The sequence below is a fragment of the Pseudomonas sp. S3_E10 genome (genome assembly GCF_054667615.1).
In genome coordinates this window covers 2,546,132-2,567,825 of record NZ_CP162743.1, presented here as the reverse complement: position 1 = coordinate 2,567,825, position 21,694 = coordinate 2,546,132, and the positions used below count along the sequence as shown (strand labels likewise).

Genomic DNA, 21,694 nt, shown 5'->3' with positions numbered 1-21,694 from the left:
TAGCAGTGGGTCAGTTGATGAACATGTCACTGACACACCGCCCCACATTTAGACCCCGCTTGGCTTTAGATCACGGCGCACCACCGGCCCCGAGCGCTTTTCGATCTGCACTTTCAGGTCCTGCCGCAACCCCAGCAAAAAACCCACCTCCGCCACCACAAACAACGGCCCCACAACCAGCCCCGACACATCATCCACAAACGCGGGTTTCTTGCCTTCGTAGTAATGCCCGACAAACTGGATCACCCAGCCCACCACGAACATCCCCACGCCACTGCTCAGCCACACCATCGTGCTCTGCGCCGCCAACACATGCCCGGCCCATACTGACGCGCCCATCAGCACCGTCATCAGCACGCCCAAGGCCAGTTCCAGGCGCAGGTAAAACCACGCCGACAACAGCGCCACGATCACCGCCGGCGAGATCCACAAGCTTCCCACCGCCCATTCCGGGCGTGACAGCAGCACCGCCACGGCGACCACAATCAACGGGATGCCAACAAAGTGGCTGGCTATATTGCGCGGGTCGCGGTGGTAGGCGGCGTATTGACTGAGATGGTCGACGAGGCTTTTCATTGTTGTTCCTCCTGTAGGATGTTTGATCATGCCCTGTCAGCCAGCGCCTGACTGTCAGTTGGGCGACAATCTTCGGAGTCCTCATGGATGCAGCGAAATGGCACGCCCGGTTGGCCAGCGGCCATTGGTTCAGCCACTTGCCGGAAGCTCTACAGCAGAGTCTGCTGGCGGCGTCGCGGCTGCGCTCACTGGCGGCGGGCCAGTTTCTGTTCAAGCGTGGCGATCCGCCGTGTGGGTTGTATGCGGTGCTGGACGGCGCGGTGCGCATCAGCGCGGTGAACGCCCAGGGCAAGGAAGCCGTGTTGAGCCTGGTGGAGACACCCTACTGGTTCGGTGAAATCTGCCTGTTCGACAACCTGCCGCGCACCCACGATGCACAGGCCTCGGGGCCGTGTACGCTGTTGCAGGTACCGCAGGCAGGCATGCTCGACCTGCTCGAAAAGCATCCGGCTTATTGGCGCGATGTGGCCCTGTTGATGAGCCACAAACTGCGCCTGTCGTTGATCAATATCGAGCAGATGAGCCTGATGCCCGCGTCGGCGCGCCTGGCCCATCGGCTGCTGATGATCGCCCAGGGCTACGGCGAAATAGACCAGGCGCGTCGCACGTTGCAACTGCCCCAGGAAGACGTGGCGGCCATGCTGGGCCTGTCGCGCCAGACCACCAACAGCCTGCTCAAGGCGCTGGAGCAACAGGGCATCATCGGGCTGAGTTACGGTGCGATTGAGCTACTGGACCTCAAACGCCTGCAACACGCTGCGGGCCTATGAGCCGCGATACGTAGAGAACCCGTAAGGGCTGAGCAGCAGCGGAATGTGGTAATGCTGGTCGGCCTGTTTCACCTGGAAAATCACCGGCACCTGCGGGAAGAACGTCTCGCGGTTGGCCTTTTTGTAGTAATCGCCAGTCTTGAACACCACGCGATACTCGCCCGGCGTCATGCTGCGGTCGGCGGGGAACAGCTCGGCGATGCGCCCCTGCTGGTTGGTGACGCCTTCGGACAATGGCTGCCATGTGTCACCCACGTGCTGTTCCAGGGTGACGCCCACCCCGGCACTCGGCAGGCCATTTTCCAGGTTGAGCACGTGTACGCTCAGTGGGTTGCCGGCGGCCAGGGCCAGGTTGCACAGGCCGCCGAGGCTGAGGGCGGCGAGGGTCATGCTGAGGGTTTTCATCAAGAGGTCCTATGGAGGGGGAATCAGAGAGAGGTTTTCAGGCCCAACTGCTCGGCGGCCTGTGTGGCGCAGGCTTCGTCCTGCGCGGCGCCGCCTGCGCCGGCGATACCCAGCGCACCCACCAACTCGGCATCGGCAAACAGCGGCACGCCGCCACCGAGCAACAGCAACTCGGGCAAGCTGTTAAGGTTGGCGGCCTCGGGGTTGTTGCGCGCCCGTTCGGCAAACAACCGCGTTGCGGTTTTGGTCGATAGCGCCGTGTACGCTTTGCGTTGGCTGGCAAGGCTGTTATGCGGGCCGACACCGTCGGCACGCAGGCTCAGCAACAGGTTGGCGCCGCGATCCAGGACGGTCAGCGCGGCGTTGCAGTGGCTGAGGCCGGCATCGGCCAGTTGGCGAGCGGTATTCAGATCGAGGTCGGCATGGCGCGGCAGTGGCGGCGCCGCCAGCGCGCCCGTGCAAACGGCGAGGCTCAAGAACAAGGCAGTGCGAGACATGGTGAAGGCTCCAGAAGGCAGGCCGTCACGGTAGTCAGTGGACGTGGTCAGAAACCGCACAATTTGATGACAGGTTTGTAATCAAACCCAGAGGTAAGGCATGCACGTGTTGTTAGTGGAAGACCAGCCGCAACTGGCGCAGCTCATGGCCCAGGGCTTGAGCGAAGCAGGCTTCGCCGTGGAAGTCGCGGCCAATGGCATGGCGGCGCAGCGCTTCGTGGAAAGTACCGCGTACGACCTGGTGATCCTGGACGTGATGCTGCCGGGCCTGAACGCCTGGAAGCTGCAGCAGGCGATCCGGCACCAGGGCGACACGCCAGTGCTGTTCTTGACCACCCCGGGCGGTATTGAAGATCGCCTGCGCGGGTTGGAGTTGCATGAGGATGATTACCTGCTCAAGCCCTTCGATGCCAAGGCGTTGGTGGCGCGGGTGAGGAAGTTGTTGCGGCGCGATCGCGGGCGCTGACGGATTCGGAATTTGCAGTGCCTGTAGCTTCGCTATCGGGAGCAAGCCCCCTCCCACACTTGATTGCATTCCAATGTGGGACGGGCTTGGCCCCGATCAGGCCTGCACAAATCCCCCACATCCGCCTACTGCAACCCATCCCGAAACTGCCCCGGTGTCACTCCGGTCCACCGCTTGAAGGCCCGGTTAAAACTGCTGGTGTCGGCAAACCCCAGCAAATGGCTGATCTCGGCCAATGAGCACTGCGGGTCGCGCAAGTGCAGCAATGCCAGGTTCTGCCGGCACTCATTGAGCAACGCGTCAAAGCGACACCCCTCATCCGCCAGGTGCCGCTGCAAGCTGCGCAGGCTCAAGTGCAGCGCCTGGGCAACCCGTTCGGCGCTCGGCTCGCCTTCCGGCAATTGCGCCTCGATCGCGGCGCGTACCTTGCGTTCCCAGGTCAGCGGTTGCAGTTGGGCAAGGGTGCGTTTGAGCACGGTTTCGTTGTGTTCGGCCAGTTCGGGGTTGGCGTCGTCCAGGTGGCTGTCGAAGTCCTGCGGCGCAAACTCCAGGCAGTCCTCATCGGCGCCAAAAAATACCGGCGCCCGGAACACCGTGTGCCAGGGGGTGGGATCGGCCGGTTCCGGGCGCCGCAAGTACACGGCCAGGGGCGCGTAATCCCGGCCCAGGCGGTTGCGACAGGTGCGCACATAAATCGCCGCAAACGCATCGATGGCTTCCAGCGCCGGTGCCGGGCTGCCTTCGGGTTGCAGCAGGCGAAAACGATAGCGGTCACCGTCCCGAATCAGCGCCAGCGTCAGGGCATCACTGACTACCTGGTGATAACGCACGATGCGCTCGAACACTTCCCGCAGGCTGCCGCTGGCCACCAGCGCGTAGCCCAACGCATGGAACGTCGTGGGGCTGACAAAGCGCGACACGCGCAACCCAATCGCCGGATCGCCGCTGGCCTGCACCGCCAAGGCCCACAAGCGCGTGGTCGCCGACAGGGGATAGCGTGCGTTGGGGTCGTCCATCTGCTGCGGGTCGAGCCCGGCCTGGGCGCAGAGTGCGGCGCTGTCCAGGCCCAGGGCGTCGAGCTGCTTGCGCAGGGCTCGGGTCCAGCTGGCGAGGGAAGTGGGTTCGGTCATGGCGATTGGCGCTTGCGGTCAACAGGTTGGCGTGTGCGGCTAGCGTCCTGCCAGACGGCCTGAGGCAGGATGTAACCCTTCATTGCATAAGAGGATGGGAGCATGGACGGTACTTCTGCAAGTCCCCAGCAGATGAACGCACAACAGCGTTCAGCGCATATCCGCGACGTCGTGCTGGCCGAAGGCGTGCGCTTGCGTCGCCAGCACCCATGGCTGCTGCATCAGGACGCCCTGGGCGCGGGCATCCTGGCCTTCGCATTGATCGGCATGTTTGGCTCGGCGTTGCTGTACATCACCGGCCACATGGCCTGGTGGGCCTGCCTGCTGCTCAATGGGTTTTTCGCGTCGCTGACCCATGAGCTGGAACACGACCTGATCCACAGCATGTACTTTCGCAAGCAGCGCGTGCCGCACAACCTGATGATGGGCCTGGTGTGGCTGGCGCGGCCGAGCACCATCAACCCGTGGATACGCCGCCACCTGCACCTTAACCATCACAAGGTATCGGGCACCGAAACCGATATGGAAGAACGTGCGATCACCAACGGCGAGCCCTGGGGTTTTGCGCGATTGCTGATGGTGGGCGATAACGTGATGTCGGCGTTTATCCGCATGCTGCGCGCCAGGACCTGGGGCCACAAACTCAAGATCCTCAAGCGCTCGCTGTTGGTCTACGCCCCGCTGGCGCTGCTGCATTGGGGCGCGTGGTACGTGTTTCTCGGCTTTCACGCCGCCAATGGCATCGCCAGCCTGCTGGGGGCGCCGATCGAGTGGTCAGCCGGTACGTTACAGGTGATGCAGGTGATCGACATCGCCGCCGTGGTGATCATCGGCCCCAACGTGCTGCGCACTTTCTGCCTGCACTTTGTCAGCTCCAACATGCATTACTACGGCGATGTGGAACTGGGCAATGTGATCCAGCAAACCCAAGTGCTCAACCCCTGGTGGCTGTGGCCGCTGCAGGCGTTCTGCTTCAATTTCGGCAGCACCCACGGGATTCACCATTTTGTGGTGAAAGAGCCGTTTTACATCCGCCAGATGACCGCCAAGGTGGCACATAAGGTCATGGCCGAGATGGGGGTGCGCTTCAATGATTTGGGCACGTTTGCGCGGGCCAATCGGCTTGGTTTTCCACCGCCCGCAGGCTCTCTATCAACGCCTTCGCCGCTGGCGACAAGCGAACCCCAGCGCGGCTGATCACGCCGCAGTGGTTGTTCAAGCGGTCGAGGCTGTGCGGCAGGTTGCGCCAGTGCAGCACCTTCAAGTCGCCGCTGGCCACGGCCTCGACGAAGGCTTCTTCGGCCCCCAGGCCAATGGCGTTGGACTGGCGCACGATGCTCGCCAGCGCGGTGAACTGTTCCAGCTCGATAGCGGGCGCAAAGTCGATGCGCCCGCTGAGGTTGGCGAGCAACTTGCGAATGCCCGGCGCGATCAAGGGGGTGGCCAGCGGGTAGTTGAACAGGTCATTGGTGGACAGGCTGTCCTTGGCCAGCAACGGGTGGCCCGCGCGACAGAAAAATACGCTGCGCCGGGGTGCGAGGGCCTCGGTCTGGAAGTTCGGGTCAGCTTCGAAGTGGCGTACGTCGGCGATAAAGAATTCGATCTCCTCGCGGCTCAGGCTGCGCCCGAGTCTTTGCCAGTTGTCCACCTGCAACGTACTGCGCACCTTGGGGTAGGCGGTGACAAACCGCGCCATCGCCTGGGGCACCAAGTTGACTGCCGCCACCGCATCGCTGCCCAAGCGCACTTCACCGGCGTCCAGCTTGGTCATGCGCGTGACCTCATGGCTGAGCAACGCAGCGCCTTGCACCAGGCTCAAGGCATGTTGCAACACCACCTGGCCTTCGGGAGTGGGGTGCAGGTGTTTATGGCCACGGTCCACCAGCACGCAGCCGAACTCTTGCTCCAGGCCCTGGATACTGCGACTGAACGCCGGTTGGGTAATGCCCATGGCGTCGGCGGCGCGCACAAAACTGCGGTGTTCGTTGAGCGCGATGAAGTAGCGCAATTGACGAAGGTCCATGGCATGCCGGCGTCCTTGAGGAGAACCGGAATTTTAAGAGGCCGGGTTATTCCGTCAACGAAGCTTTGTTGTTGCAGCTAGATCTTAAATGCATATCTATAGCGCCAGTGCGGTAGGTCGCCGGGCTGAATACCCGCGTCACCACCAGCATCGCCAGCGCAGTCACCGTCAGCACCACCCAGGCACTGGCGAAGTGGCCGGTGAGTTCGCGCAGCCAGCCGGTCATCCACGGCGAAACCGCGTTGATCAAAAAGCCCACGCCCTGCACGAAGGCCGCCAGTTGCCCGGCTTGCCGAGGGTCGCGGTGATGGTCGAGGGTCAGCAACAGGCTCAGGGCAAAACAGGCGCCCAGGCCGAAGCCGCACAACGCCACCCACAGGTGTGGAAATTGCAGCGGCGCCAGCAACAGGCCAAGGTAGCCGACGGTCTGGGCGAGCAGGCTGATGCCGAGCAGCGGTCGACGGTCGATACCGCGTTGCGCCAGCACCGGCATCAGCAGCGCCGCGATGACCTGGAAGATCGTCATGAACGCCAGCAGCGAGCCGCTGGGCAGCACGCCCCAGCCCAATTGCTGATAGTAGGCCGGCAACCACGCCACCAGGCTCATATAGCCGCAGTTCACCAGCCCGAAATACAGCGCCAACAGCCATGCGCGTCGATTGCGCAGCCCCTGGAACGCAGGTGCCACCTGATGAGGGTTCTTCGCCGCACCCAATGGCAGCCAGGCCCACAACAACAAAGCGCCCAGCGCCGGTAGCAGCCACACGCCCAACCCTGCCTGCCAATGCTCGAAATGCGTGGCGACCAACGGGCTGAGCAGCGCCGCCAACCCGCCCCCGGCCATCAGCGAGGCCGAATACACACCCATCGCCACCGGCACGCGATGCTGAAATTCGCGCTTGATCATCGCCGGCACCAACGCCTGGATCAGCGCCACGCCGGCACCGCCGAGCAATGCCGTGACCAGCAGCGCAGAGCCCTGGCCCATCAACCAGCGCGCCAGACATGCCAGCACAATCAGGCTCAAGCCCAGGGCGATACCCTGTCGCTCACCCAGCCGCGCTTCCACGCGCACACCCACCAGCGCCACCAACCCCATGCACACCACCGGCAGGCTGGTGAGCAGGGCGCTGCTCTGGAAGCTCAAGCCGGTGGCCTGGCGAATCTCGCCGAGCAACGGGCTGATGGAGCTGAGGATCGGCCGCAGATTCAGGCCCAGTACCACCAGCAGGCCCCAGCCGGCGAGGGATTTATTGAGGGTCATGCAGCGCCTTTGCAGTGGGTAAATGAGGCGTGAGTATGGCCAGCGCCCCAGGTATTCTGAAATTAAATATAACCATGCCAACCAGTGGCAAAGAGAATGACCATGTTCGATCCCGTATTGCTGCGCAGCTTCGTCGCCGTGGTGGATTGCGGCAACTTCACCCGTGCCGCCGAGCGCCTGCATGTGACCCAGTCCACCGTCAGCCAGCAGATCCGCCGCCTGGAGGATGCGGTGGGGTGCCTGTTGCTGGACCGCGATCAACGGCGTGTCGTCGCCACCGCCGAGGGTGAGCGCTTGTTGGCGTATGCGCGGCGCATCCTGGCGCTGCATGAAGAGGCCGCCGATGTGTTGATCAACCAGCAAAGCGATGGCGTGCTGCGCCTGGGCGTGCCGGAAGACTTTGCGGCGCAGCGGCTGATGCCGTTGCTGTCGGCGTTTGTGCTGGCCTATCCAAAGGTGCGCCTGGAGGTCACCAGCGGTCTCGGCCCAGAGTTGCAGCGCCAGTACCGCAGTGGTGAATTCGATGTATTGCTGGTCAAGCAGATGGGCAGCAGTGATGACTGCCTGGCCTCGTGGCCCGAGCCGCTGTGTTGGGTAGACAGCCGCAGCACGCCGTGCCTGGGGCGCGACCCTTTGCCCTTGGTGGCATTCCCGGTGGGCGGCCTGTACCGCAATGAAATGCTGCACCACCTGGAAGTGGGAGACTGGCGCTGGCGTATCGGCTATTCCAGCGCGAGCCTGGCCAGTGTGTGTTCGGCGGTAGCGGCGGGGTTGGGTGTGAGTCTGTTGCCGCGCCGGGTCGTACAACCCGGGCATGTGGAACTGGGGCCGGACAGCGGTTTGCCCGTGGTACAAGGCGTGCGCCTGGCGTTGTATGCCCGCCATGGCTTGAGTGAGGCGGGGCAGTGTTTGCAGGCTGAACTGTTTGATTTGTGCGCAAACAGCCCCGGTTGAGCCATGCCTATAGTGAATATTTTGCATGCCGGCCAAGCATGGGCAAAACACACCAGCGCCCCAGGCCCCGCGGGCCGTGGGTTTGCCGTGCGCATGGGTTTCGTTTATTCAATTTTGGTCTAGGTATAACTTTAAAGGTTACTTTAAGAAATAAGCGGGTGGCCCCAATGATTCAACCCTCGACGGCCTTCTACCCAGGCCTGTCGGTTTTTGTTTTAAAAACCGTAGGGAGTCAATCATGGGCAATGTCCAGACCGCCGCCAGTGCACATGAGGCGCCATGGCGCCAGGCACCGGGTGGTGAGTTGGTCGACCTTGGCCGACCACACCGCGCGCCGTTGGGGCAACTGCGTTTGCAGCGAACCCCCAAGCGCTTTTCGAGCCGGCGCGAAGGGGTTTTGCTGGCGGTGCTGGTGTTGGCCCTGCACGGCGCGGTGATTTATTGGGTGAGCCAGAAGCCCACGCCGGTGCTGCCGATTGTGCCGCCGGAAATCCCGCCGATGACGCTCGAACTTTCCCGGCCAGCGCCGGCGCTGGTAGAACCGCCGACGGCTGTGCCACCGCCGCCACCACCGGTGGTCGAGCCACCGCCACCGGCCGTGGACGAGCTGGCAGCTGCGCCCGCGCCGAAAAAAATCCCCAAAGCCAAGCCCGTGCCCAAGCCGGTCGCCAAACCAGTGACACCGCCGCCAACGCCTGCGCCACAGGCGGTGGCCCCTGTCGCGCCGCCTGCCCCAACGCCAGCGCCAGCCCCGGTCACGCCGGCTTCGGCCAATGCCGCCTACTTGAAGAACCCGGCGCCCGAATACCCCTCGCTGGCCCAGCGTCGGGGTTGGGAAGGCACGGTGGTGTTGCGGGTTCAGGTACTGGCCAGCGGCAAGCCGGGTGAAATCCAGATCCAGAAAAGCAGCGGCCGCCAGCAACTCGATGATGCCGCCCTGGCTGCCGTGAAGCGTTGGAGTTTCGTGCCGGCCAAGCAGGGCGACGTGGCCCAGAACGGATGGGTCAGCGTACCGATCGATTTCAAGATCCACTAACGAGGGCTGCGCGGTGCTGTACCTGCCGCGACCTGCACAGAGGGAAACAACATGGCATTAGCATCTCCACTTGAATCCATCGAAAGCGCGGTGATCTGGCTGCTGGTGGTTTTTTCGGTCGCCACCTGGGGCCTGGCCCTGCTCAAGGGCGTGCAGTTCGGTCGTCTCAAGGCCCAGGATCGCAAGTTCCACACACGGTTCTGGGCGGCGTCGAGCCTTGACTCCGCCGCCGAGTTGGCCGAAACCCAGCCCGGTGCCGCGGCCCGCGTGGCCCAGGCCGGTTATGCCGCCATCCAGGTGGGCGATGCGCCGCACGCGGCGGACTTGAGCCAGGCGATCAACCATCAAGACCGCCTCGAGCGCGCCCTGCGCCAACAGATCGTACGGGAGCGTCGCTCCCTGGAAACCGGCCTGGCCGTGGTCGCCAGTATCGGCAGCACGTCGCCGTTTATCGGGCTGTTCGGCACCGTGTGGGGCATCATGGAAGCGCTCAAGGGCATTAGCGCCGCCGGTTCCGCCAGCCTGGAAACCGTGGCCGGGCCGATCGGCGCGGCGCTGGTCGCCACCGGTGTCGGGATCGCCGTCGCGGTACCGGCGGTGCTGGTTTACAACTACTTCCTGCGCCGCTTGAAGCTCACGGCTGCGGACCTCGATGACTTTGCCCACGACTTCTACAGCCTCGCGCAAAAAAATTCGTTCCGCGTGCTGCTGCACCCCACGCTCAACAAAGCCGGCGCCGGCAACCCGCAAAAAGTGAAGGAGGCGTCCTGAGATGGCTTTTTCCACGCAAGACAGTGACGAGGTGCTGAGCGAAATCAACGTCACGCCGCTGGTGGACGTGATGCTGGTGCTACTGGTGGTGTTTATCGTCACCGCGCCGCTGCTGACCAACGCGATCCCGATCAACCTGCCCAAGACCGAGGCGGTAGCCCCGGTAGAGCAGAAGGACCCGCTGGTGGTGAGCATCGATGGGGCCGGCAAGCTGTTTATCAACAAGGATGAAATCCAGCCGGACCTGCTGCAATTCAACCTGCAGGCGGCCAAGGCCAAGGACCCCGATGTGCGGGTGCAACTGCAGGCCGACGAGGGTGTGAATTACGGCGAAGTGGCGCGAGCCATGGCGTCTATCGAACGCGCGGGGATTACCAAGCTGTCGGTAATCACCGCACGGTAGTGGTAAAAGCCTCGACAGTTTTTGGGCCGTTTCCTTGGCAGGGTGCGGCCTTTTTTTTTGACTGAAATTCAAACCAAATCTCCAGGTGGAATGAGGCCAATGTGGGAGGGGGCTTGCTCCCACATTTCGATTGTGGTTTTGAGTTTTTAGTTATTAATAAATAGCTTCTTATTCCTTAACTAACATAATCCGCGTCCCTATACTGATCAGCAACGTTAAACGCTGCAGGAGGGCACACCCATGCACAGCGAGTCGATTCGTTACCTGATCGTGCCGGGCTGGCAAGGATCGCCAGAAGATCATTGGCAAACCCATTGGCAAAACAGCCTGCCCAACAGCGCGCGCGTGGAGCAGGCCGATTGGCTGACGCCGCGCCGCGAGGATTGGGTGGCCGCGCTGGCCGAGGCCATCGCCGCCGATAGCACGCCGGTGATCCTGATCGCTCACAGCCTGGGTTGCATCACCGTGGCGCATTGGGCGGCGACCGCGCCGCTGCACTTCCTGCGCCAGGTGCGCGGCGCTTTGCTGGTAGCCCCGGCCGACGTCGAACGCCCGGCCTGCTCGCCGGCGTTGCGCAACTTTGCACCGGTTCCCACCGACTTGCTGCCGTTCCCCAGCCAGGTGGTCAGCTCCGACAATGACAGTGCCGTCAGCACCCCGCGCGCGCTGGAAATGGCGCGCAACTGGGGCGCCGAGGCCGGCATCCTCTCCGGCGCCGGGCATATCAACGTGAAGTCCGGCCATCAGCGCTGGGAGCAGGGGTTCGCCTACCTCTATCGCCTGCAAAACCGTCTTGAGCATCACGCCCGGCGTCGTGCGTAACCTTCTTTCAACGCCTCGTCCCCGAGTGGGTTGGGGCGGGAGCCTGCCATGAGTCTGAATGAAACCTTCGGCCAGCCGCTGCTGACCTTCCCCGATGCCGAAAAAAGCCCGCTGAGCATTCGCGCCAAGGCGTTGGTGTTCGTCGACCCTCGCTCCCGCCAGTTGCGCGAAGACCTGGAAAGCCTGGCGCCCCGCGCCTTGCCCGTGTTGATTCGCGGCGAGACCGGTAGCGGTAAAGAGCTGCTGGCGCGGCATATCCACCGTGGCAGTGACCGCGCCGGGCTGTTTGTTTCCGTCAATTGCGGCGCGATCAGCCCCACTTACGCCGATGCCGAATTGTTCGGCTATGCCGCCGGTAGCCACAGTGGCGCGGCCAGCAGCCGCGCCGGGTGGTTTGGCTCGGCCAATGGCGGCACCTTGTACCTGGACGAGATCGGCGACTTGCCGCTGCCTATCCAGGTGAAATTGCTGGCCGCCCTGGAAAACCATGAAGTCACCCGCGTCGGTGCCCATCAGCCGAGCCCGGTGGATGTGCGTCTGGTGGCAGCCACCAGCATCGACCTGGCCCAGGCGGTGGCGGCGGGCAAGTTTCATGAGCGGCTGTTCCATTACCTGAGCGAAGGGCAACTGGACCTGCCGGCGCTACGCGAACGGGTCGGCGATATTCTGTCGCTGGCCGAGTACTTCCTCGGCATCTACAGCCAGCGCTTGGACCTGCCGGTGCCGCTGATCAGCGACGAGGCCCAGCGTGTACTGGAGCGGCATAGTTGGCCAGGCAATACCCGCGAACTGGAAAACGTCATTCACTTCGCCTTGCTGGTGAGCAGCGGCGACGAGATTTTGCCCGAACATTTGAACCTGCCCGTGGCCGGTTCGCCGCTGGAGCAGGTGCAACGTATCTTCAACACGGCCAGCCCTGCGGAGCAGAAAACCCTGCGCACTTTTCTGCATGAACAAAATGGAATATCAACGTGAATAAAAGATATTGTCCGGGAATAAAAAATCTAGGTATTGTCCGCTCCACGCCGCGATAGCACTTCGCTGGCACTTCACAGAATGCGCGGTCGTCATAGACCACTCGGAATTTCGATAAGGACACTGCATGAAAAAGGTTCTGTTGTTTACCGCACTGGCGGCTGCCCTGACTGCCGGCTTCGCCCAAGCCAACGAAAAACTGGTGGTGGCTGCCACTCCGATCCCGCACGCCGAGATCCTCGAGCTGATCAAGCCGACCCTGGCCAAAGAAGGCGTGGACCTGCAGATCAAAGTCTTCACCGACTACGTACAGCCCAATGTGCAGGTTGCTGAAAAACGCCTGGACGCCAACTACTTCCAGACCCTGCCGTACCTGCAAAACTTCAACAAGGGCAAGGGCACCAATCTGGTGACCGTGGTCGGCGTGCATGTTGAACCCTTCGGTGGTTACTCGAAAAAGATCAAGAAAATCGAAGATCTGAAAGACGGCGCCACCGTGGCGATCCCGAACGAAGGCTCCAACAGCGGTCGTGCCCTGTTGCTGCTGCAAAAGGCCGGTGTCATCACCCTGAAAGATCCGACCAACGCCCTGGCTACGCCAAAAGACATCGCCAGCAACCCCAAGCACCTGAAATTCAAAGAGCTGGAATCGGCCCTGTTGCCACGCGTGCTGGACCAGGTTGACCTCGACCTGATCAACACCAACTACGCGCTGGAAGCCGGCCTGAACCCGGCCAAAGACGCGCTGATCATCGAAGACGCCAAGTCGCCGTACGTGAACTTCCTGGTGGCACGCCCGGACAACAAGGACAGCGACGCTATCCAGAAACTGTCCAAGGCGCTGACCAGCCCCGAAGTCAAAGCGTTCATCGAGAAGAAGTACAACGGCGCGGTCGTGCCGGCGTTCTGATCGAGGTGTAAAACCCCTTCAAGGTTTCAACGCCGATGGCTGGTTTAGCGTCGGCGTTTTTTTATGCCTGGGATTTGGAATGTACTCAAACATGTGGGAGGGGGCTTGCTCCCACAGTTGATCTTCATCTCATATCCGATTTTCAGTGGGTTACAGAGCGCGGCGGTTGATCGCCCGACGCAACGCCACCAACCACTTCACCAGCTCCTGCGGATCAATCGGTTTCGCTTTGTTCATTGTTTAATCCTTCGAAAAACAGACCCCCCAACCATAGCCGTCGCCCGGCAATCCCGCGAATCCCGAGGTTATCTTTTTGGGTGATATCAATATGCTATTTCGGTATTTAAATTTTAGTTTTTATACCTTTAAAGTTCGTGCTACCCGACGTTATCCACTTCGCAGCGGACTGCGCTCGCGGCATTACCCATGCGGCGATATGGACTACCCATGACCTTCGATTTTGCTTTTATCCTCAGTACCTTACCGGCGTTTTTGAACGCCGTGGGGGTGACGCTGCAAGTGGGCCTGATCGCCATTGCCACCTCGCTGCTGGTGGCGCTGATCAACGCCGCGCTGCTGGTGTTTCGCACGCCCTACGTGTCGCGCCTGGTGGCCCTGTACGTGGAGCTGGCGCGTAACACACCGCTGCTGATCCAACTGTTTTTCGTGTACTTCGCGCTGCCGGCCCTGGGTTTGAATATCTCCGGGTTCTGGGCGGCGATCATCACCATGACCTTCCTGGGCGGCGCCTACCTCACCGAAGTGCTGCGCGCCGGAGTGGAAGCGGTGCCGCTGGCGCAGGTCGAATCGGGCAAGTCCATCGGCCTGTCCGACTGGCAATTGCTGCGCCATGTGATCCTGCCCCAGGCCGGCATCCTCAGCCTGCCGGCGCTGTTCGCCAACTTCATTTTCCTGCTCAAGGAGACTACCGTGGTGTCCGCCGTGGCGGTGCCGGAGATTCTCTACACCACCAAGAGCTACATCGCGCTTTACTACAAAACCTACGAAATGCTCGCCGTGCTCACGCTGATTTGCGTGCTGTTGTTTTTGCCGCTGTCGTTGCTGCTCAGCCGCCTGGAAAGGAGGCTCCAGCATGGCCAGTTCGGGTCTTGAGTTGTTGTGGGTGTCGTTGCCGCAACTGGGCAAGGGCGCTGCGCAAACCCTGTCGATTTCTTTCCTGAGCATCGCCTTCAGTACCGTCGGCGGCGTGGTGTATGGCGTGCTGCGAACCCTGGGCAACACGATGATCAACGCCGTGCTGCGGGTGTACCTGGAGCTGTTCCGGGCAATCCCGGTGCTGGTGTGGTTGTACCTGCTGTTTTTTGGCCTGCCGATTTTCTTCGGCCTGAGCATCCCCAGTTTCTGGTGCGCGGTGCTGGTGCTGTCGTTGTGGGGCGCCAGCGAGGTTGGCGAGGTCGTACGCGGCGCCTTGCACTCGCTGCCCCGTGGCCAGCGAGAAGCCGGCTTGTCGATTGGCTTGTCGGGCCCGCAACTGTTCGGCTACGTGCTGTTGCCCCAGGCCCTCAAACGCATGACCCCGCCAACCATCAACGTCTACACGCGCCTCATCAAGACCAGTTCGCTGGCGGTGCTCATCGGCGTGGTGGATGTGATCAAGGTCGGCCAGCAAATCATCGAGCGCACCTATGAGTCGGTGTTGATCTACGGCGCGCTGTTCCTGTTTTTCTTCCTTATCTGCTACCCGTTGTCGGCTGCCTCCAAGGTGCTGGAACGGCGCTGGGCCCAAGCATGAGCGCATTGATCGAGTTCCAGGGTTTCAACAAGTTTTTCGGCGAGCAGCAGGTGCTCAAGAGCATCGACCTGAGTGTGCACAGTGGCGAAGTGGTGGTGATCCTCGGCCCCAGCGGCTGCGGCAAAAGCACCTTGCTGCGTTGCCTCAACGGGCTGGAAGTGGCGCACAGCGGCAGCCTGCGCTTGGCGGGTAAAGAGCTGCTGGATAAAACCACGGACTGGCGCCAGGTGCGCCAGGACATCGGCATGGTGTTTCAGAGCTACCACCTGTTCCCGCACATGAGCGTGCTCGACAACATCCTGCTTGGCCCGCTCAAGGTGCAAAAACGCAACCCGCGTGAAGCGCGCGAGCAGGCCGAACAACTGCTCGCGCGCGTCGGCCTGGCCGACAAGCGCGACGCGTTCCCGCGCCAGCTCTCCGGCGGCCAGCAGCAACGTATCGCCATCGTGCGTTCGTTGTGCATGAACCCTCAGGTCATGCTGTTTGACGAAGTCACCGCCGCCCTCGACCCGGAGATGGTCAAGGAAGTGCTGGAAGTGATCCAGGGCCTGGCCCGCGAGGGCATGACCCTGCTGATCGTCACCCATGAAATGGCCTTTGCCCGCGCGGTTGCCGACCGCGTGGTGTTCATGGAGGCCGGTCGCATCCTCGAACACAACACCCCCGAGGCATTCTTTACGAACCCGCAAACCGCACGCGCGCAGCAGTTCCTGGAGAAGTTCTCCTTCGTTTCAACACTGCCCAAAAAGATCAAGGAACTGGAACTGATATGAAAAAGTTACTGCTGCCACTGTTTGCCGTCGCCTTGCTGGCCGGCTGCGATAAAAAGGTCGAAGAACCGGTAAAACCTGCGGCCGTCAGCTACATCGACAAGATCAAGGCGCGCGACAAGCTGATCGTCGGCGTCTTTACCGACAAACCGCCGTTCGGCTTCGTCAACGAGGCTGGGCGCTATGTGGGTTTTGATACCGACATCGGCCGCCGATTCGCCAAGGACCTGCTGGGCGACGAGAACAAAGTCGAATTCGTCGCGGTGGAACCGGCCAGCCGTATTCCGTTCCTGCAAAGCGACAAAGTCGACCTGATCCTCGCCAACATGACCGTCACACCGGAGCGCAAGGAGGCGGTGGACTTCACCAACCCCAACCTGAAAGTCGCGGTACAGGCCTTGGTGCCCAATAACAGCGCGGTCAAAAGCCTGAATGACCTGGCCACCCGCACCACCATCGTCACCACCGGTACTACGGCTGATACCTGGCTGACCAAGAACCACCCGGACTGGAAACTGCTCAAGTTCGAGAAAAACTCCGAGTCGCTGCAAGCACTGTCGGCCGGGCGTGGCGATGCTTACGCGCAGGACAACCTGGTGCTGTTCAGTTGGGCCAAGCAGAACCCCGGCTACCGCGTGCTGGAAGACAAACTCGGCGACGAAGCACCCATCGCCCCGGCGGTGAAAAAGGGCAACGTCGAACTGCGCGACTGGGTGAATGCCGAGTTGGCGAAGTTGGGTGAAGAGAAGTTCTTGCTCAAGCTGTACGACCAATATGTGCGTAAAGAGCTGAGCGACGAGACCAAGCCTGAAAGCGTGATTGTCGAAGGCGGCAAGTGGCAGGGCTGATTTTTCGATGATTGTTCTGGCCCCATGCAGATAAGGAACCCTGAACTAAGCTCACAGTCGCATACACACTGGCACATCGCATCGCGCACAAGGAGTCTGCATGGGCGGTCGTATCTCCATCTGTATTGTCGGCCTGGGCTTAGTGGTGTTGCTGAGTGCTTGTGGCCAGGAAAAAGCCGAGCCCAAGGCCCATTCACGGGTATTTGTGCAAACCGTGCAGCCGGCGGATTTTGCCGCGGCGGTCACGCTGACCGGGGATATCCAGGCCCGCGTGCAAACCGACCTGTCGTTTCGCGTGGGTGGCAAGATCATCCAGCGCATGGTCGATGTGGGCGACCGTGTCAGCGCCAAACAAGTGCTGGCCAAGCTCGATCCCAAGGATTTGCAGACCAACGTCGATTCCGCCCAGGCCCAGGTCGTGGCCGAGCAGGCGCGGGTCAAACAGACGGCTGCCGCCTTTGTGCGCCAGGAAAAACTCCTGCCCAAGGGCTACACCAGCCGCAGTGAATACGATGCCGCCCAGGCCGCGCTGCGCAGCAGCCAAAGCGCGCTGGCGGCGGCCCAGGCTCAATTGGCCAATGCCCGCGAGCAACTGAGCTACACCGCGTTGATCGCCGATGCACCGGGCGTGATCACTGCGCGCCAGGCGGAGGTGGGCCAGGTAGTACAGGCCACGGTGCCGATTTTCAGCCTGGCCCGCGATGGCGAACGCGATGCGGTGTTCAACGTCTACGAGTCGCTGCTGGTGGAGCCGCCGACCGACGCGCCGATCACTGTCAGCCTGCTGGATAACCCCGCGATCCAGGCCCGGGGCAAAGTCCGTGAAGTCACGCCCGCCGTGGCCGCCAATACCGGCACCGTGCAAGTGAAAATCGCCCTGCAAGCGCTGCCCAAAGGCATGGAGTTGGGTTCGGTGGTGAGCGCCACCGCCAATGGCCCGGCCAAGGCCAGTATCGAGTTGCCGTGGTCGGCCTTGACCAAGGACCTCAGCGAACCGGCCGTGTGGCTGGTGGATGGCGACGGCAAGGCGCACCTGCATCACGTCACGGTGGCGCGTTACCTCACCGGCAAGGTGATCATCAGCGACGGCCTCAAGGGCGGCGAAAACGTCGTGGTAGCCGGTGGGCAATTGCTGCATCCCGGCATGATCGTCGAGATCGCCCAGCCAGGAGCGCAGCCATGAAGCGCCTCACGGTTGTACTCGCCGCCAGCCTGTTGCTGATGGCCTGCTCCAAGCCAGAAGCACCGCCCGAACCGCTGCGCCCCGTGCTGTCCATGGAAGTGAAAGCCGAAGACCAGGAAACCCTCGGCCGTTTTGCCGGCACTATCCAGGCGCGCTACGAAAGCAACCTGGGTTTTCGCGTGCCGGGGCGTATCGCCCGTCGCGCCGTGGACGTGGGCGCCGAAGTGGAGAAGGGCGCCTTGCTTGCGGTGCTCGACCCCACTGACCAACAGAACCAGTTGCGCGCCGCCCAGGGCGACCTCGCCCGCGTTCAGGCGCAGTACATCAATGCCCAGGCCAACGCGCGGCGCCAGCAGGAATTGTTTAACCGTGGTGTCGGTGCCCAGGCCCAGTTGGATGTGGCCCAGACCGACCTGAAAACCACCCGCGCTACCCTCGACCAGGCCCAAGCTTCGGTCAACCAGGCCAAGGACCAGCTCAACTACGCCGAACTGCGCACCGATCACGCCGGCATCGTCACCGCCTGGAATGCCGAGGCCGGCCAAGTGGTCAGCGCCGGCCAGCAAGTGGTGACTCTGGCCCGCCCGGACATCAAGGAAGCGGTGATCGACCTGCCCGCCGGCCTCGCCGAACGCTTGCCGCCGGACGTGGTGTTCCTGGTCGCCGGGCAACTGGACCCCAGCGTCAACACCACCGCCGTCGTGCGCGAGATCGAACCCCAGGCCCAGAGCGCCACGCGTACCCGTCGCGCGCGCTTGAGCCTGAGCGAGACGCCCGCCGCGTTTCGCCTGGGCACGGCGATCAGCGTGACCTTGAGCAGTGCGATCGCGCCGCGCCTTGAGGTGCCCCGGAGTGCCTTGCAGGAAATCGACGGCAAGACCCGCATCTGGATTCTCGATACGCAGAGCCAGACCGTGCAACCGCGTGATGTCAGCGTGGTCAGCCGTGACGCCGGCAATGCCTTGCTCAACGCCGGCGTCAAACCCGGCGAGCGGGTGGTCACCGCCGGCGTGAACAGCCTGAAACCCGGGCAGAAAGTCAAAATCGACGAGGACAGCCCGCGATGAAAGGGAGCTTCAACTTATCCGACTGGGCCCTCAAGCATCAGTCCTTCGTGTGGTACCTGATGTTCGTCGCGCTGCTGATGGGCGTGTTCTCCTACATGAACCTGGGGCGTGAAGAAGACCCGTCGTTCACCATCAAGACCATGGTGATCCAGACCCGCTGGCCGGGCGCGACCCAGGAAGAAACCCTCAAGCAGGTCACCGACCGCATCGAGAAAAAACTCGAAGAGCTGGACGCCCTCGACTATGTGAAAAGCTACACCCGGCCGGGCGAGTCCACCGTATTCGTGTTCCTCAAGGACACCACCAGCGCCAAGGCCATTCCGGAGACCTGGTACCAGGTGCGCAAAAAGATCGACGACATTCGTGGCAGCTTCCCCCAAGGGCTGCAGGGGCCGTCGTTCAACGATGAGTTCGGTGACGTATTCGGCTCGGTCTACGCGTTTACCGGTGATGGCCTGTCGATGCGCCAACTGCGCGACTACGTGGAGCAGGTGCGCGCCGAGATCCGTTCGGTGCCGGGGCTGGGCAAGGTCGAGATGATCGGCCAGCAGGACGAAGTGATTTACCTGAACTTCTCCACGCGCAAACTCGCGGCGCTGGGTGTGGACCAGCGCCAGGTGGTGCAGAGCCTGCAATCGCAGAACGCGGTGACGCCCGCCGGGGTGATCGAGGCCGGGCCGGAGCGGATTTCCGTGCGCACGTCGGGGCAATTCGCCTCGGAGAAGGACCTGGCCAACGTCAATCTGCGCCTCAACGACCGCTTCTATCGCTTGGCGGACATCGCCGAGATCAGCCGTGGCTACGTCGACCCGGCGCGGCCGATGTTCCGTTTCAATGGCAAACCGGCGATCGGCCTGGCGATTGCGATGCAGAAGGGCGGCAACATCCAGTCGTTCGGCAAGGCCCTGCATACGCGCATGGATGAGTTGACCGCCGACCTGCCGGTGGGCGTCGGTGTGCATAAGGTGTCCGACCAGGCCGAAGTGGTGGAAGAGGCCGTCGGCGGCTTTACCAGCGCCTTGTTCGAAGCGGTGATCATCGTGCTGGTGGTGAGTTTTATCAGCCTGGGCATGCGTGCCGGGCTGGTGGTGGCCTGCTCGATTCCGCTGGTGCTGGCGCTGGTGTTCGTGTTCATGGAGTACAGCGGCATCACCATGCAGCGGGTGTCGCTGGGCGCGTTGATCATCGCCCTCGGCCTGTTGGTGGACGACGCGATGATCACCGTGGAGATGATGATCACACGCCTGGAAAAAGGCGAAACCAAGGAGCAGGCGGCCACTTACGCCTACACCTCGACGGCGTTCCCGATGCTCACCGGCACCCTGGTGACCGTCGCCGGGTTTGTGCCGATTGGCCTCAATGCGAGTTCGGCGGGCGAGTACACCTTTACCCTGTTCGCGGTGATTGCCGTGGCGATGCTGGTGTCGTGGGTGGTGGCCGTGCTGTTTGCGCCGGTGATCGGCGTGCATATCCTCAGCGCCAACGTGAAGCCGCACAACGCCGAGCCGGGGCGCATTGGCCGGGCCTTCAATGGCGGCATGCTGTGGGCCATGCGCAACCGCTGGTGGGCGATCGGCATCACCGTGGGGCTGTTTGCGGCGTCGGTGTTATCGATGCAATTTGTGCAGAACCAATTCTTCCCGTCGTCGGACCGCCCGGAAATCCTCGTCGACCTGAACCTGCCGCAAAACGCCTCGATCAACGAGACGCGCAAGGCCGTCGACCGTCTGGAAGCGATCATCAAGGACGACCCGGATATCTCCCGTTGGAGCACTTACATCGGCCAGGGCGCGATCCGTTTCTACCTGCCCCTCGACCAGCAACTGGAAAACCCCTACTACGCGCAGTTGGTGATCGTCAGCAAGGGCCTGGAAGAACGCGGCGCGTTGATTGCGCGCCTGCAAAAGCGCCTGCGCGATGACTTCGTGGGCATCGGCAGCTTTGTGCAGCCATTGGAAATGGGCCCGCCGGTGGGGCGGCCGATCCAGTACCGCGTGTCCGGCAAAGACACCGACCAGGTGCGCAAGCACGCCATCGAACTGGCGACCATGCTGGATAAAAACACCCACCTGGGCGAGATCATCTACGACTGGAACGAGCCGGGCAAAGTGCTGCGCATCGACATCGCCCAGGACAAGGCGCGGCAACTGGGGCTGTCGTCGGAAGATGTGGCGCAGTTGATGAACAGCGTGGTCAGCGGCGCCTCGGTGACCCAGGTACACGACGATATCTACCTGATCAACGTGGTTGGCCGCGCCGAAGACGCCGAGCGTGGCACCCCGGAAACCTTGCAGAACCTGCAGATCGTCACGCCCAACGGCGCCTCGATCCCGCTGCTGGCCTTCGCCACCGTGCGTTACGAATTGGAGCAGCCGCTGGTGTGGCGTCGCGACCGCAAGCCGACCATCACCATCAAGGCGTCGGTGCGCGATGACATGCAGCCGACGGACTTGGTGAAGCAACTCCAGCCGGATATCGACACGTTCAGCGCGGGCTTGCCGGTGGGCTACAAAGTCGCTACCGGCGGCACCGTGGAAGAAAGCGGCAAGGCCCAGGGCCCGATTGCCAGCGTGGTGCCGTTGATGCTGTTCCTGATGGCGACCTTCCTGATGATCCAACTGCACAGTGTGCAGAAGATGTTCCTGGTGGCGAGTGTTGCGCCGCTGGGGCTGATTGGCGTGGTGCTGGCGCTGATCCCCACGGGCACGCCCATGGGTTTCGTGGCGATCCTGGGCATTCTCGCGCTGATCGGCATCATCATCCGCAACTCGGTGATTCTGGTGACGCAGATCCATGAGTATGAGGTGGCGGGCTATACGCCGTGGGATGCGGTGGTGGAGGCGACCGAGCACCGGCGCCGGCCGATCCTGCTCACCGCCGCTGCGGCGAGCCTGGGCATGATCCCCATCGCGCGTGAAGTGTTCTGGGGGCCGATGGCCTACGCGATGATCGGCGGGATTATCATCGCCACCTTGCTGACGCTGCTGTTTTTGCCGGCGCTGTATGTGGCCTGGTACAAGATCCGTGAGCCCAAGCAGGAATCACAGGCCAAGTGAGATCAACGGGTGAGG

At 62.3% G+C, this 21,694-nt stretch carries 23 protein-coding genes; 17 read left to right on the top strand and 6 right to left on the bottom strand.

What is annotated here, in order from left to right; all coding sequences use genetic code 11:
- Positions 1-48: 48 nt before the first annotated feature.
- Entirely contained in the window at positions 49-576 is a 528-nt protein-coding gene (locus AB4N98_RS11565; protein ID WP_065876615.1) for an Mpo1 family 2-hydroxy fatty acid dioxygenase, read from the bottom strand.
- 83 nt (positions 577-659) lie between these two features.
- Here AB4N98_RS11565 and AB4N98_RS11560 point away from each other — a divergent pair, with 83 nt between their 5' ends.
- The gene (locus AB4N98_RS11560; RefSeq protein WP_017526095.1) at positions 660-1,346 is read left to right on the top strand and encodes a Crp/Fnr family transcriptional regulator; all 687 of its coding nucleotides are present in this window, start codon (positions 660-662) and stop codon (positions 1,344-1,346) included.
- On the opposite strand, the gene uraH is transcribed toward AB4N98_RS11560, so the two are convergent.
- Both uraH and AB4N98_RS11550 read right to left on the bottom strand, forming a co-directional pair.
- Positions 1,341-1,751: a hydroxyisourate hydrolase gene (gene uraH / locus AB4N98_RS11555; protein WP_065876616.1), complete on the bottom strand. Its 411-nt coding sequence runs from the start codon at positions 1,749-1,751 to the stop codon at positions 1,341-1,343. The genes AB4N98_RS11560 and uraH overlap by 6 nt on opposite strands.
- A gap of 23 nt (positions 1,752-1,774) precedes the next feature.
- Positions 1,775-2,248, bottom strand: a complete 474-nt coding sequence (locus AB4N98_RS11550) for a GlcG/HbpS family heme-binding protein (RefSeq protein WP_017526093.1) — start codon at positions 2,246-2,248, stop codon at positions 1,775-1,777.
- Positions 2,249-2,348: 100 nt separating this feature from the next.
- On the opposite strand from AB4N98_RS11550, the gene AB4N98_RS11545 reads away from it, so the two are divergent.
- Positions 2,349-2,714 (top strand): response regulator transcription factor, encoded by a 366-nt coding sequence (locus AB4N98_RS11545; protein ID WP_017526092.1) that lies wholly within the window; start codon positions 2,349-2,351, stop codon positions 2,712-2,714.
- Between the two features lie 125 nt (positions 2,715-2,839).
- On the opposite strand, the gene AB4N98_RS11540 is transcribed toward AB4N98_RS11545, so the two are convergent.
- Positions 2,840-3,844 carry an AraC family transcriptional regulator gene (locus AB4N98_RS11540; protein ID WP_065876617.1) on the bottom strand — a complete coding sequence of 335 codons (1,005 nt, stop codon included), beginning with the start codon at positions 3,842-3,844 and terminating at the stop codon, positions 2,840-2,842.
- Positions 3,845-3,946: 102 nt separating this feature from the next.
- Here AB4N98_RS11540 and AB4N98_RS11535 point away from each other — a divergent pair, with 102 nt between their 5' ends.
- Positions 3,947-5,041 (top strand): fatty acid desaturase, encoded by a 1,095-nt coding sequence (locus AB4N98_RS11535; protein ID WP_217855608.1) that lies wholly within the window; start codon positions 3,947-3,949, stop codon positions 5,039-5,041.
- Here AB4N98_RS11535 and AB4N98_RS11530 read toward each other — a convergent pair.
- Both AB4N98_RS11530 and AB4N98_RS11525 read right to left on the bottom strand, forming a co-directional pair.
- Positions 4,932-5,867 carry a LysR family transcriptional regulator gene (locus AB4N98_RS11530; RefSeq protein WP_267864485.1) on the bottom strand — a complete coding sequence of 312 codons (936 nt, stop codon included), beginning with the start codon at positions 5,865-5,867 and terminating at the stop codon, positions 4,932-4,934. The two genes, AB4N98_RS11535 and AB4N98_RS11530, sit on opposite strands and share 110 nt — an antisense overlap.
- Before the next feature lie 46 nt (positions 5,868-5,913).
- Complete coding sequence (locus AB4N98_RS11525; RefSeq protein ID WP_017526088.1) at positions 5,914-7,131, bottom strand: CynX/NimT family MFS transporter; 1,218 nt, start codon at positions 7,129-7,131, stop codon at positions 5,914-5,916.
- A gap of 102 nt (positions 7,132-7,233) precedes the next feature.
- Here AB4N98_RS11525 and AB4N98_RS11520 point away from each other — a divergent pair, with 102 nt between their 5' ends.
- The 14 genes from AB4N98_RS11520 (at position 7,234) to AB4N98_RS11455 (ending at position 21,679) form a co-directional block, all read left to right on the top strand.
- Entirely contained in the window at positions 7,234-8,085 is an 852-nt protein-coding gene (locus AB4N98_RS11520) for a LysR family transcriptional regulator (RefSeq protein WP_223496883.1), read from the top strand.
- A gap of 238 nt (positions 8,086-8,323) precedes the next feature.
- Positions 8,324-9,121, top strand: a complete 798-nt coding sequence (locus AB4N98_RS11515) for an energy transducer TonB (RefSeq protein ID WP_065876619.1) — start codon at positions 8,324-8,326, stop codon at positions 9,119-9,121.
- A 51-nt stretch (positions 9,122-9,172) separates the two neighbouring features.
- On the top strand, positions 9,173-9,892 hold the full coding sequence (locus tag AB4N98_RS11510) for a MotA/TolQ/ExbB proton channel family protein (RefSeq protein WP_017526085.1): 720 nt from the start codon (positions 9,173-9,175) through the stop codon (positions 9,890-9,892).
- A gap of 1 nt (position 9,893) precedes the next feature.
- Entirely contained in the window at positions 9,894-10,295 is a 402-nt protein-coding gene (locus AB4N98_RS11505) for an ExbD/TolR family protein (protein ID WP_017526084.1), read from the top strand.
- 240 nt (positions 10,296-10,535) lie between these two features.
- Positions 10,536-11,117, top strand: coding sequence for an alpha/beta hydrolase (locus AB4N98_RS11500; RefSeq protein ID WP_017526083.1), 582 nt, complete (start codon positions 10,536-10,538; stop codon positions 11,115-11,117).
- Positions 11,118-11,165: 48 nt separating this feature from the next.
- The gene (locus AB4N98_RS11495) at positions 11,166-12,092 is read left to right on the top strand and encodes a sigma 54-interacting transcriptional regulator (protein WP_017526082.1); all 927 of its coding nucleotides are present in this window, start codon (positions 11,166-11,168) and stop codon (positions 12,090-12,092) included.
- Positions 12,093-12,219: 127 nt separating this feature from the next.
- Positions 12,220-13,002 (top strand): MetQ/NlpA family ABC transporter substrate-binding protein, encoded by a 783-nt coding sequence (locus AB4N98_RS11490; RefSeq protein ID WP_017526081.1) that lies wholly within the window; start codon positions 12,220-12,222, stop codon positions 13,000-13,002.
- A 447-nt stretch (positions 13,003-13,449) separates the two neighbouring features.
- On the top strand, positions 13,450-14,115 hold the full coding sequence (locus tag AB4N98_RS11485) for an amino acid ABC transporter permease (RefSeq protein ID WP_065876620.1): 666 nt from the start codon (positions 13,450-13,452) through the stop codon (positions 14,113-14,115).
- The gene (locus AB4N98_RS11480; protein ID WP_017526079.1) at positions 14,096-14,755 is read left to right on the top strand and encodes an amino acid ABC transporter permease; all 660 of its coding nucleotides are present in this window, start codon (positions 14,096-14,098) and stop codon (positions 14,753-14,755) included. The genes AB4N98_RS11485 and AB4N98_RS11480 overlap by 20 nt, the downstream gene beginning before the upstream one ends.
- Positions 14,752-15,528: an amino acid ABC transporter ATP-binding protein gene (locus AB4N98_RS11475; protein ID WP_068936885.1), complete on the top strand. Its 777-nt coding sequence runs from the start codon at positions 14,752-14,754 to the stop codon at positions 15,526-15,528. Before AB4N98_RS11480 ends, AB4N98_RS11475 begins: the two co-directional genes overlap by 4 nt.
- Positions 15,525-16,373 (top strand): transporter substrate-binding domain-containing protein, encoded by an 849-nt coding sequence (locus tag AB4N98_RS11470; RefSeq protein ID WP_460149458.1) that lies wholly within the window; start codon positions 15,525-15,527, stop codon positions 16,371-16,373. Before AB4N98_RS11475 ends, AB4N98_RS11470 begins: the two co-directional genes overlap by 4 nt.
- Positions 16,374-16,473: 100 nt before the next feature.
- Entirely contained in the window at positions 16,474-17,556 is a 1,083-nt protein-coding gene (locus AB4N98_RS11465) for an efflux RND transporter periplasmic adaptor subunit (protein WP_065876622.1), read from the top strand.
- Complete coding sequence (locus AB4N98_RS11460) at positions 17,553-18,623, top strand: efflux RND transporter periplasmic adaptor subunit (protein WP_017526075.1); 1,071 nt, start codon at positions 17,553-17,555, stop codon at positions 18,621-18,623. Before AB4N98_RS11465 ends, AB4N98_RS11460 begins: the two co-directional genes overlap by 4 nt.
- Positions 18,620-21,679 carry an efflux RND transporter permease subunit gene (locus AB4N98_RS11455; protein WP_137220369.1) on the top strand — a complete coding sequence of 1,020 codons (3,060 nt, stop codon included), beginning with the start codon at positions 18,620-18,622 and terminating at the stop codon, positions 21,677-21,679. Before AB4N98_RS11460 ends, AB4N98_RS11455 begins: the two co-directional genes overlap by 4 nt.
- Positions 21,680-21,694: the final 15 nt, after the last annotated feature.

Bases quoted from the DNA above. Each gene is read 5' to 3' on its own strand.
- AB4N98_RS11565 (WP_065876615.1), bottom strand. From the start codon at position 576: ATGAAAAGCCTCGTCGACCATCTCAGTCAATACGCCGCCTACCACCGC.
- AB4N98_RS11560 (WP_017526095.1), top strand. From the start codon at position 660: ATGGATGCAGCGAAATGGCACGCCCGGTTGGCCAGCGGCCATTGGTTC.
- uraH (WP_065876616.1), bottom strand. From the start codon at position 1,751: ATGAAAACCCTCAGCATGACCCTCGCCGCCCTCAGCCTCGGCGGCCTG.
- AB4N98_RS11550 (WP_017526093.1), bottom strand. From the start codon at position 2,248: ATGTCTCGCACTGCCTTGTTCTTGAGCCTCGCCGTTTGCACGGGCGCG.
- AB4N98_RS11545 (WP_017526092.1), top strand. From the start codon at position 2,349: ATGCACGTGTTGTTAGTGGAAGACCAGCCGCAACTGGCGCAGCTCATG.
- AB4N98_RS11540 (WP_065876617.1), bottom strand. From the start codon at position 3,844: ATGACCGAACCCACTTCCCTCGCCAGCTGGACCCGAGCCCTGCGCAAG.
- AB4N98_RS11535 (WP_217855608.1), top strand. From the start codon at position 3,947: ATGGACGGTACTTCTGCAAGTCCCCAGCAGATGAACGCACAACAGCGT.
- AB4N98_RS11530 (WP_267864485.1), bottom strand. From the start codon at position 5,867: ATGGACCTTCGTCAATTGCGCTACTTCATCGCGCTCAACGAACACCGC.
- AB4N98_RS11525 (WP_017526088.1), bottom strand. From the start codon at position 7,131: ATGACCCTCAATAAATCCCTCGCCGGCTGGGGCCTGCTGGTGGTACTG.
- AB4N98_RS11520 (WP_223496883.1), top strand. From the start codon at position 7,234: ATGTTCGATCCCGTATTGCTGCGCAGCTTCGTCGCCGTGGTGGATTGC.
- AB4N98_RS11515 (WP_065876619.1), top strand. From the start codon at position 8,324: ATGGGCAATGTCCAGACCGCCGCCAGTGCACATGAGGCGCCATGGCGC.
- AB4N98_RS11510 (WP_017526085.1), top strand. From the start codon at position 9,173: ATGGCATTAGCATCTCCACTTGAATCCATCGAAAGCGCGGTGATCTGG.
- AB4N98_RS11505 (WP_017526084.1), top strand. From the start codon at position 9,894: ATGGCTTTTTCCACGCAAGACAGTGACGAGGTGCTGAGCGAAATCAAC.
- AB4N98_RS11500 (WP_017526083.1), top strand. From the start codon at position 10,536: ATGCACAGCGAGTCGATTCGTTACCTGATCGTGCCGGGCTGGCAAGGA.
- AB4N98_RS11495 (WP_017526082.1), top strand. From the start codon at position 11,166: ATGAGTCTGAATGAAACCTTCGGCCAGCCGCTGCTGACCTTCCCCGAT.
- AB4N98_RS11490 (WP_017526081.1), top strand. From the start codon at position 12,220: ATGAAAAAGGTTCTGTTGTTTACCGCACTGGCGGCTGCCCTGACTGCC.
- AB4N98_RS11485 (WP_065876620.1), top strand. From the start codon at position 13,450: ATGACCTTCGATTTTGCTTTTATCCTCAGTACCTTACCGGCGTTTTTG.
- AB4N98_RS11480 (WP_017526079.1), top strand. From the start codon at position 14,096: ATGGCCAGTTCGGGTCTTGAGTTGTTGTGGGTGTCGTTGCCGCAACTG.
- AB4N98_RS11475 (WP_068936885.1), top strand. From the start codon at position 14,752: ATGAGCGCATTGATCGAGTTCCAGGGTTTCAACAAGTTTTTCGGCGAG.
- AB4N98_RS11470 (WP_460149458.1), top strand. From the start codon at position 15,525: ATGAAAAAGTTACTGCTGCCACTGTTTGCCGTCGCCTTGCTGGCCGGC.
- AB4N98_RS11465 (WP_065876622.1), top strand. From the start codon at position 16,474: ATGGGCGGTCGTATCTCCATCTGTATTGTCGGCCTGGGCTTAGTGGTG.
- AB4N98_RS11460 (WP_017526075.1), top strand. From the start codon at position 17,553: ATGAAGCGCCTCACGGTTGTACTCGCCGCCAGCCTGTTGCTGATGGCC.
- AB4N98_RS11455 (WP_137220369.1), top strand. From the start codon at position 18,620: ATGAAAGGGAGCTTCAACTTATCCGACTGGGCCCTCAAGCATCAGTCC.